Raw genomic sequence first — 9,005 nt, 5'->3', positions numbered from 1 at the left:
GGGGGCGCCGCCCCGGCGGCTACGCAGCAAAGCCGATAGACTTTCCCACAGCATCAAGCCGCCAATCCCGCCCAAAAACACCACATAGAGAAGCGAAATCATCAACTCCACTTGGCCAATGGCTTCCAGCCAAGTAAAAAGCCATGCGCCCAGCACCGACCCGATGGCCCCGCCAACGGTCAAGACACCGCCCAATTTCAGATCCACGCCGCCCCGTCGCCAATGGGTAATCGCCCCGGAAACAGACGAAGCGGTGATCAGATTCGCGCCGGTAGCCACTGCCACAGCGGGGGGAACGCCGGAAAAAATCAGCAAGGGAGTCATCAGAAAGCCGCCGCCGACACCAAACATGCCGGACAAAAACCCAACGGCCACCCCAAGCCCAATCACCAGGAAGATGTTAAGCGACATCTCTGCGATTGGCAGATAGAACGGCATGGCGGCCGGGCGACCTCTCATTTTGAGGGACAGGACAGTCTTTCCTCGGTGTACCCCGAAAGGAACGGCAGTGCAATCAATGGCTGCTTTTATCGATTAGGGAAAAAATAGCAGCTTCACCACCAAAGCCGAAATCATCAACATGAAAACCCGGCGGATCAGCTTGTCTCCCTTTAGAACCGCACTGCGCACGCCAAGCCAAGCCCCGATGGCATGGCCGAAGGCAAGGGCCAATCCGGCGCTCCACAACACGCCCCCCTGGCTTGCAAAAACCAAAAGCGCAATGCTGGTATAGACCATCACAATGAACACCTTGTGCATGTTCACCCGCACCAGATCGATGCCCATCACACGGGCCAGAATAGGCATGAAAATAAACCCGACACCAATTTGAATGAATCCGCCCCAAAGCCCGGCCCCCACCATTAAAATATGGCCAAGCACCAGATTTTTCGGACCCCCGGGCGTTTCCTTTGCAGGCTGGGGCGTTGCGCGACCCCAATCCGTCGCCATCAAAACCAGCACCCCCACCATCACCAGACCCAAAGCCCGGTTAAACCACAGCCCCGACAGCTGCACCCCGACCATCGCCCCGGCCACAGCCCCCACAGAAGCCGCCGCCGCCAAGGAAAGTGACAAGCGAAAATCGGAAAATCCGCGCTGGCGAAACGATGTTACGGCAGTGAAATTCTGGGCAAGAATAGCAACGCGAAAGGTGCCATTGGCAATGGGGCCGGGGATGCCCATGAACAACATGGCAAGCACGCTGACCATAGACCCGCCCCCCGCCAACACATTCAACCATCCAGCCAGAACACCGGCAAGGGCGAGCAATGGCAACATCCAAATATCCATATCCCGTCCTCACGGCATTGTGTGTCTGAAAAGCGCCGGCACACTTTCCCCTATGTTCCGAAGACGGTGCAAGCCATTCGGAGCGGCGCCAGATGAAATATGATGAAAGGTTAAGAAATTTAACGACAATGTGACTTGCCATAACGAGAACCCTATATAAAATTTTCATCTAATAAGTGTAACACTTGGTACAGATTGGAGAAGACAGTGGGTTCCCTCTCTTCCGTAAGATCTCGCCTCTTCTCCATCGCGGGCGCTATTTTTGCGTTTACGCTTGTTGCCATCGCCGCAACCCATATCCAGAAAGACGGGGGTATCCTTCATCGCTTGAGCTATCAGCATTTAAGGGATGTCACCAAGCTAACCGCCATGCTGTCCGCACCGGAAACGAACCAGAACGCCCGTGTGGAAATGGAACACTTGGCCCATGCCGTTAAAAAATGGGGCGAAGATTGCACCTTCATCATGGACCGTCCCGTTGGCGCCCCTTTACGCCTTCTTTCTGCCCCTGCCTTACGGGAAGGCTGTGCACAAACCGTTCATACGGCTGATAAAATTCTGGCCGCCTTGGGCGATAAACTCGCCCCTTTCGCCAAACTTTCCAGTCAACTACCTGAAATAGAAGAAGAATTTGCAGAAGAAATCCATAATATCGATACAAGCGTGAACAGCTTGAACAGCCGCTTGGTGATTGCCCTGACAAGCTTGCTATGGGTTTCGGGATTAATCACCGCCCTTTATTCCGCCGGGGCGGCGCTGTTTGTGGCCCGGCATCTGGGCCGGTTGCATAATGGAGTCGGCAGACTGGCCGGTGGTGATTTGAACGCCCATATTTCGGGCTTGCACCGCAAAGACGAGTTCGGAGACCTGGCCCGCACGCTCGACCAATTCCGCAAATCTGCACAAGAACTGAAAGAAGCACGGGAAGAGGCCGAATCCGCAAGCCGGTCCAAATCGCAATTTCTTGCGGTCATGAGCCACGAACTGCGCACCCCCTTGAATGCCATCATCGGCTTCAGCGAACTGATCAAGACGGCGAAAGAATCTGTCCCGCATGCAACCTTACGTACCTATGCGAGCTATGTTTTAGACAGTGGCAAAAGTTTGCTCGAACTCATTGGTAATCTTCTGGATATTTCGAAAATCGAAGCGGGGCGCTATGAAATGCGGGAAGCGGCGCTCGACCCCCATGAACTGGCATTGGAAACCCTCAAGGCACAATCGGAAAAGGCCGAGCAAAAAAATCTGTCCCTGGCGCTCAATATCGAACATGAGCCGCTCCGCTTATGGGCGGAGCGCCGCGCCTTGCGTATTATTTTGATCAATCTATTAGACAATGCCATCAAATTCTCACCGGAAGATACGGTGATCACCTTACGGGCAAGGCTGAAAGACGGGCACTATCATATGGAGCTGACCGATCACGGCATCGGAATTCCCAAAAATGCACAGGATCTGGTGTTTGAACCCTTTTTGCAGATAGAAAAGGATCTGGATCGGTCCGCTGCGGGAACCGGCACCGGCCTGCCGCTGGTGCGTCGCCTGATGGCCCTGCACGGCGGCAAGGCATGGTTGCATTCTGTACCGGGAAAAGGCACCACGGCTTGCCTGTGCTTTCCCCAAGACCGCGTTTTATGTGAAGCAGAGAAACTGGCCCAACCCGCCTGAACTTTCGGGATGGGCCAGTACATTCAATCTGTGGCTTTAGATATGGATGGCGCGGCCATGCACGGCCATTGCCGCTTCTTTCACCGCTTCCGGATGGGTGGGATGCGCATGACAGGTCAGCGCAATATCCTCTGAGCTGGCCCCGAATTCCATCGCCAAGGCCGCTTCCGCTATCATGGTCCCCGCAAGGCTGCCAATGATATGCACGCCCAGGACCCGATCCGTTTCCGCATCGGCAAGGATTTTCACAAAGCCTTCGGTGTCTTTGTTGGTTTTGGCGCGGGAATTGGCCATGAACGGGAATTTCCCTACAGAATAAGAAACGCCCGCAGCTTTCAGCTCTTCCTCGGTTTTACCAACGCTTGCCACTTCCGGCATTGTATAGACAACACCGGGGATCACATCATGGTTCACCATGCCGGTCAGCCCGGCAATATTCTCGGCGCAAGCAAGGCCTTCATCTTCAGCCTTATGGGCCAGCATCGGGCCTTTCACCACATCGCCAATGGCCCAAATACCGGGCACATCGGTCGAGAAATCGTCATTGATATCGATCCGTCCCCGTTCATCGGTTTTCAGGCCGGCATTTTGAAGATCAAGGCTGTCCGTATGCGGTTTGCGGCCCACCGCCAACAACACCACATCCGCTTCAATCACTTCGGCATCGCCGCCTTTGGCCGGTTCCACCGACACCTTGGCTTTGTTCTTCAAAGCCTCGACGCCGGTTACTTTCATGCTTTTACGAAAGGTCATGCCTTGCTTTTTGAGAATGCGTTCGAAATTCTTCGAAACTTCTCCATCCATGCCGGGCAAAATGCGGTCAAGATATTCAACCACCGTCACTTCAGACCCCAAACGACGCCATACGGAGCCTAGCTCAAGCCCGATATAGCCACCGCCAATAACCACCAGATGCTTGGGCACAGAGGGAAGCGACAAGGCTTCGGTCGAACTGACAACCCGCTTTCCGTCGATGGTGACATTGGGTAAGCCCGCCACATCAGACCCGGTGGCGATAATCACATTCTTCGCCTTCAGCTCGCGGGTGCCACCATCGGTCAGGGCAACGCTGATGGTGTTCTTGTTCTTGAACTTCCCCGTGCCTTTGACCCATTCCACCTTGTTCTTTTTGAACAAACCCTCAACGCCTTTGGTCAGGCCGGACACAGACTCGTCTTTGGCTTTCACCATTTTGTCCAGATCAAGGGTCACCTTGCCAACGCCAACGCCCCATTGATCCATATGCCCCGAACTGGTTTCCGCATAAAGTTCCGACGCATGCAGCAAGGCTTTTGATGGAATACAACCTACATTGAGGCAGGTGCCACCAAGGGTTCCACGCTTTTCCACGCAGGCCGTTTTCAGCCCCAATTGGGCGGCGCGAATGGCTGCCACATACCCACCGGGGCCAGCCCCCAAAATCACAAGATCAAAATCGTCAGCCATTTTTCATTCTCCGCTTCACTGTCCGGCCAAAAAGGCATCGGGAATTGCAATCAAAGGTCCAGCAACAAACGGCTGGGATCTTCAAGAGCATCCTTCATCCGCACCAGGAAGGTCACCGCCTCCCGACCATCAATCAGACGATGGTCATAGGACAGCGCCAGATACATCATCGGCCGGATCACCACCTCGCCTTTGATGGCCACAGGACGTTCTTCGATCCGGTGCATCCCCAAAATGGCCGATTGCGGCGCATTCAGGATCGGCGTGGACAGCAGGGATCCGAAAATACCGCCATTGGAAATGGTAAAGGTGCCGCCGGTGAGATCATTGATGGACAACTTGCCATCGCGGGCTTTCTTGCCATAAGCGACAATTTCTTTTTCCGTATCGGCGAAAGACAACGCATCCGCATCCCGCACCACCGGCACCACAAGCCCGGTAGGAGCGGACACCGCCACACCGATATTGTAGAAATTCTGATAGACGATCTCGTCGCCATCAATGCGCGCATTGACCCCCGGCACTTCACGCAAGGCCAAAACCGCAGCCTGTACGAAGAACGACATGAAGCCCAACTTGATGCCGTGTTTCTTTTCAAACAGGTCTTTATATTTTTTACGGGATTCGATCACCGCCGTCATGTCCACATCATTGAAGGTGGTGAGCATGGCTGCGGTGTTCTGGGCATCCTTCAAACGTTCGGCAATGCGCTTACGCATCCGGGTCATGGGAACACGCTCTTCCCGTGGGGCCGAGGCCGCCACAGCAGCCGGTGCTGCACCCGCCGCCGCAGGCGCCGTCAGGGTCCGGGCCGAACCGTTTTCAATGGCACTCAACACATCCGCTTTGGTCAGGCGATCATCTTTGCCGGTGCCTTTGATGGAGGCCGGGTCCAGATTATAATCCGCGAGCAATCTGCGCACGGCGGGGGCCATGGGCTGCGATGCTGTGGTATCTTGCGGTGCCGTGGATACCGCTGCCGGAGCATCGGCCTTTTTCGGCGTATCGGCAGAAGCGGCCTGAGCCGTGGCGGTGGCACCGGCCTTTGCCCCTTTGGCAATGCGGCCAATCACATCACCGGGCGCAACGGTCGCGCCCTCTTCCACCAGCACTTCGGCAAGCACACCGGCCACCGGTGCATTCACTTCCATCGCCGCTTTATCGGTTTCCAGTTCGGCAATGGGCTCATCCTCGGCAACGGCGTCGCCCTTGGCTTTCATCCATGCGCCAAGCCCGGCTTCTGTCACCGATTCCCCCGCTTCGGGAACAACCACATCCACCAGTTTCGCATTATCGGCAGCAGAAGAGGCACCGCTATCCTTGGTGCTATCCGCCGCTTTCGGAGCGGGAGCTGCAGAAGACTGCGCTTTGGCATCCTTGTCGATCTTGCCGATCAGCGCCCCCACCTCGACGGTGTCGCCTTCCGCCACCAACTGTTCAGACAGCACACCCGCCACCGGCGCGTTCACTTCCATGGAGACTTTATCGGTTTCCAGTTCAGCAACAGGTTCGTCAGCCTTCACCGCTTCACCTTCAGCTTTCAGCCACTTGGCAATGGTGGCTTCGGTGACGGACTCACCAAGGCTGGGGATGCGAATTTCCTCGGCCATCTGATCGTGCTCCTTATCTCTACCCTGACCGCCTTAGACGGCAAAAATTAAATGATGACGATATGAACAAACGCTATGAGGTAAGCGCCTGATCGAGAAGGGTCGCCTGTTCTTTGGCATGACGCGAGGCCAAACCGGTTGCCGTAGACGCTGTGGGCCGCCGCCCGGCATAATGCGGGCGGGCATGGGCGCAATTGGCTTCTGCCATGGCGGCCTCCAGATATGGCTCGATAAAGGTCCATGCCCCCATATTTTTTGGCTCTTCCTGGCACCACACAATGCTCTTGGCGTTCTTGAAGCGCTTTAATTCCGCCACCAGCGTTTCATGGGGGAAGGGATAAAGCTGTTCCACGCGCAAAATATAACTGTCTGTCTGCTCTCGCGCTTCCCGTTCATCCACAAGATCGTAATATACCTTGCCGGAACACAGGATCACCCGCTTGATGTCCTTATGGGGCTTCAGCGCCAATGTCGTGCCGGGCTTTGTTTCCGCATCATCGCGCAATACCCGATGGAACTGCGACCCCGGCCCCATATCCGCAAGGCTGGAGGTAGCCCGCTTATGACGCAGCAATGATTTGGGCGTCATGATAATCAAGGGCTTGCGGAATTTCCGGTGCATCTGGCGACGCAGAATATGGAAATAGCTGGCAGGCGTGGTGCAGTTTGCCACCTGCATATTATCTTCGGCACAAAGCTGCAGATACCGCTCCAACCGCGCCGAGCTATGTTCCGGCCCTTGACCTTCATAGCCATGGGGCAACAACATTACGAGGCCCGACATCCGCAGCCATTTGGCTTCACCCGAAGCGATAAACTGATCGATGATCACTTGGGCGCCATTGGCAAAATCACCGAATTGCGCTTCCCACAAAACCAGAGCCATGGGCTCGGCAAGGCTATAGCCATATTCAAAGCCAAGCACACCCGCTTCGGACAACGGGCTGTCCAGCACTTCAAAATGGGCGCCTTTTTTCACCATATCCAGCGGGATATAACGTTCTTCGGTTTTTTGATCGACCCACACCGCATGACGTTGCGAGAACGTGCCGCGCCCGGAATCCTGCCCCGACAGACGCACATGATAGCCTTCGGCCAGCAATGTCCCATAAGCCAGCGCTTCCCCCGTGGCCCAATCCAGCCCGGTGCCCTGCTCTATCATCTGGTCTTTGGCATCCAGAATACGCCGCAATGTGCGATGAGGATTGAAATTATCGGGAACCGTTGTCAGCACCGCCCCCACTTCGCGCAGGGTGGCCACATCCACACCGGTTTCGGCGCGGCGGGCCTGATTGGTGGCTTCCGGCTGCGAAAATCCGGTCCAGCGCCCTTCCAGCCAATCGGCCTTGTTCGGCTTATGGTTTTTCCCGGCTTCGAATTCTTCTTCCAGCATGGCATGGAATTCATCGATCCACGCTGTCACTTCATCGGCGGTCACAACGCCTTCAGCTTCCAGGCGCTTGGCATAAACCTGCGTGACAGAGGTATGCTTCTTGATCGCCGCATACATCAAAGGCTGGGTGAAGGCCGGTTCATCGGCTTCATTATGGCCAAAGCGGCGATAGCAGAACATATCCACCACCACATCTTTTTTGAAAGCCTGCCGAAACTCGGTCGCCACCTTACAGGCAAACACCACGGCTTCCGGATCATCGCCATTCACATGGAAAATCGGCGATTGCACCATCTTGGCCACATCCGAAGGATAAGGCGACGAGCGCGAATAAGACGGCGAAGTGGTGAAGCCGATCTGATTATTGACAATAAAATGGACCGTACCCCCGGTGCGATAGCCGCGCAGGCCCGATAGCATCAGACATTCTGCCACCAGCCCTTGGCCGGCAAAAGCCGCATCGCCATGCAACAAGAGCGACAGAACTTCGCCCCGCTCCACATCCATACGCTGGGTTTGTTTGGCGCGCGCTTTGCCTAGCACCACCGGATCCACCGCCTCCAGATGCGACGGATTAGGAGACAATGATAAATGCACCTCATTGCCGTCGAAATCCCGGTCCGAGGAGGTGCCCAGATGATATTTCACATCCCCGGAGCCTTCCACCTCTTCGGGGTGCGCCGCACCACCGTGGAATTCATGGAAAATCTGACGGAATGGCTTTTGCATCACAGTCGCAAGCACATTCAGGCGCCCACGATGCGGCATCCCGATGATAATCTCTTGCACCCCGTTCTGACCGCCGGTTTTGATTACCCCTTCAAGGCGGGCACCATGGCTTCCGCCCCATCAAGGCCAAAGCGCTTGGTGCCGGTATATTTTTTGCCGAGGAATTTCTCGAAATTTTCCGCTTCGATCAACTTGCGCAAAATCGCGCGCTTACCCAAGCGGCTGAACTGGATTTCCTTATCGCGGCCTTCAATGCGATTTTGGATCCATGCTTTTTCTTCGGGTTCATTGATGTGCATGAACTCGACACCCACATGGTGGCAATAGGTGCGCTCCACAATCTCGATGATCTCGCGCACAGTGGCCATCTCAAGCCCCAGCACATGATCGATGAAGATCGGGCGGTCCATGTCCTCTTCACCGAAACCATAAGTTTGCGGTTCCAGCTCTGCATGGCGGGGGCGATCTTCCAGCCCCAAAGGATCGAGCTTCGCCAAAAGATGTCCGCGCACACGATAGGCCCGGATCATCATCAACGCGCGGATGGAATCAAGGGTAGCGGACCGCACATCAATATCCGCCGCGGGAGCAGCAGCTTTCGCCTTGGCAGGCTTGTCCGCTGTCGCCGCCCCCGGATTGAGCGCCATTGTCAGATCATCGGCACCATAATTGGGCCAATCCGAGCGCGCCCAAGAGGGCTTCTGGGCGGCTTCCGACGCGCCTTTTTCAAGGCGGTCGAAATAGCCACGCCAGCTTTCATCCACCGATTGGGGATCGGCAGTATAGCGATCATAGAGTGACTCGACGAATGCGGAACTGGCACCAGACAACATATCCGGCAGTTCAATATCTCGACCCATCAATGA

5 protein-coding genes and 1 pseudogene are annotated in these 9,005 nt (G+C 55.6%); 1 reads left to right on the top strand and 5 read right to left on the bottom strand.

Features of this window, described 5'->3' with window-relative positions; all coding sequences use genetic code 11:
• Together JCM17844_RS11775 and JCM17844_RS11770 are read right to left on the bottom strand one after the other, a co-directional pair.
• Nucleotides 1-438, bottom strand: a 438-nt coding sequence (locus JCM17844_RS11775; RefSeq protein WP_150001135.1) for a sulfite exporter TauE/SafE family protein, incomplete at its 3' end; no start/stop codon positions are given.
• A 96-nt stretch (nucleotides 439-534) separates the two neighbouring features.
• Nucleotides 535-1,293, bottom strand: coding sequence for a sulfite exporter TauE/SafE family protein (locus JCM17844_RS11770; protein ID WP_150001134.1), 759 nt, complete (start codon nucleotides 1,291-1,293; stop codon nucleotides 535-537).
• Nucleotides 1,294-1,500: 207 nt separating this feature from the next.
• Between JCM17844_RS11770 and JCM17844_RS11765 the strand changes: the two genes are divergently transcribed.
• Nucleotides 1,501-2,961, top strand: coding sequence for a HAMP domain-containing sensor histidine kinase (locus JCM17844_RS11765; RefSeq protein WP_150001133.1), 1,461 nt, complete (start codon nucleotides 1,501-1,503; stop codon nucleotides 2,959-2,961).
• Between the two features lie 36 nt (nucleotides 2,962-2,997).
• Here the strand turns inward: JCM17844_RS11765 and lpdA are convergent, their stop codons facing one another.
• From lpdA to JCM17844_RS11750, 3 genes and pseudogenes are all read right to left on the bottom strand, one after another.
• Nucleotides 2,998-4,407 (bottom strand): dihydrolipoyl dehydrogenase, encoded by a 1,410-nt coding sequence (lpdA, locus tag JCM17844_RS11760; RefSeq protein ID WP_150001132.1) that lies wholly within the window; start codon nucleotides 4,405-4,407, stop codon nucleotides 2,998-3,000.
• Between the two features lie 50 nt (nucleotides 4,408-4,457).
• A complete protein-coding gene (gene odhB, locus JCM17844_RS11755) occupies nucleotides 4,458-6,017 on the bottom strand; it encodes a 2-oxoglutarate dehydrogenase complex dihydrolipoyllysine-residue succinyltransferase (RefSeq protein WP_150001131.1) in 1,560 nt (519 codons plus the stop codon).
• 73 nt (nucleotides 6,018-6,090) lie between these two features.
• A pseudogene (locus tag JCM17844_RS11750) lies at nucleotides 6,091-8,999 on the bottom strand (2-oxoglutarate dehydrogenase E1 component).
• Between the last annotated feature and the right edge of the window lie 6 nt (nucleotides 9,000-9,005).

The organism is Iodidimonas gelatinilytica (genome assembly GCF_008579125.1).
GTDB classification, from domain to species: Bacteria; Pseudomonadota; Alphaproteobacteria; order Sphingomonadales; family Rhodothalassiaceae; genus Iodidimonas; species Iodidimonas muriae.
Note: the sequence above shows the minus strand (reverse complement) of the source record. Positions and strands in the feature narration are given on the sequence as shown.

What these genes read in the sequence shown, in the direction of transcription:
- JCM17844_RS11770 (WP_150001134.1), bottom strand. Translation starts at nt 1,293, where the DNA reads ATGGATATTTGGATGTTGCCATTGCTCGCCCTTGCCGGTGTTCTGGCT.
- lpdA (WP_150001132.1), bottom strand. Translation starts at nt 4,407, where the DNA reads ATGGCTGACGATTTTGATCTTGTGATTTTGGGGGCTGGCCCCGGTGGG.
- odhB (WP_150001131.1), bottom strand. Translation starts at nt 6,017, where the DNA reads ATGGCCGAGGAAATTCGCATCCCCAGCCTTGGTGAGTCCGTCACCGAA.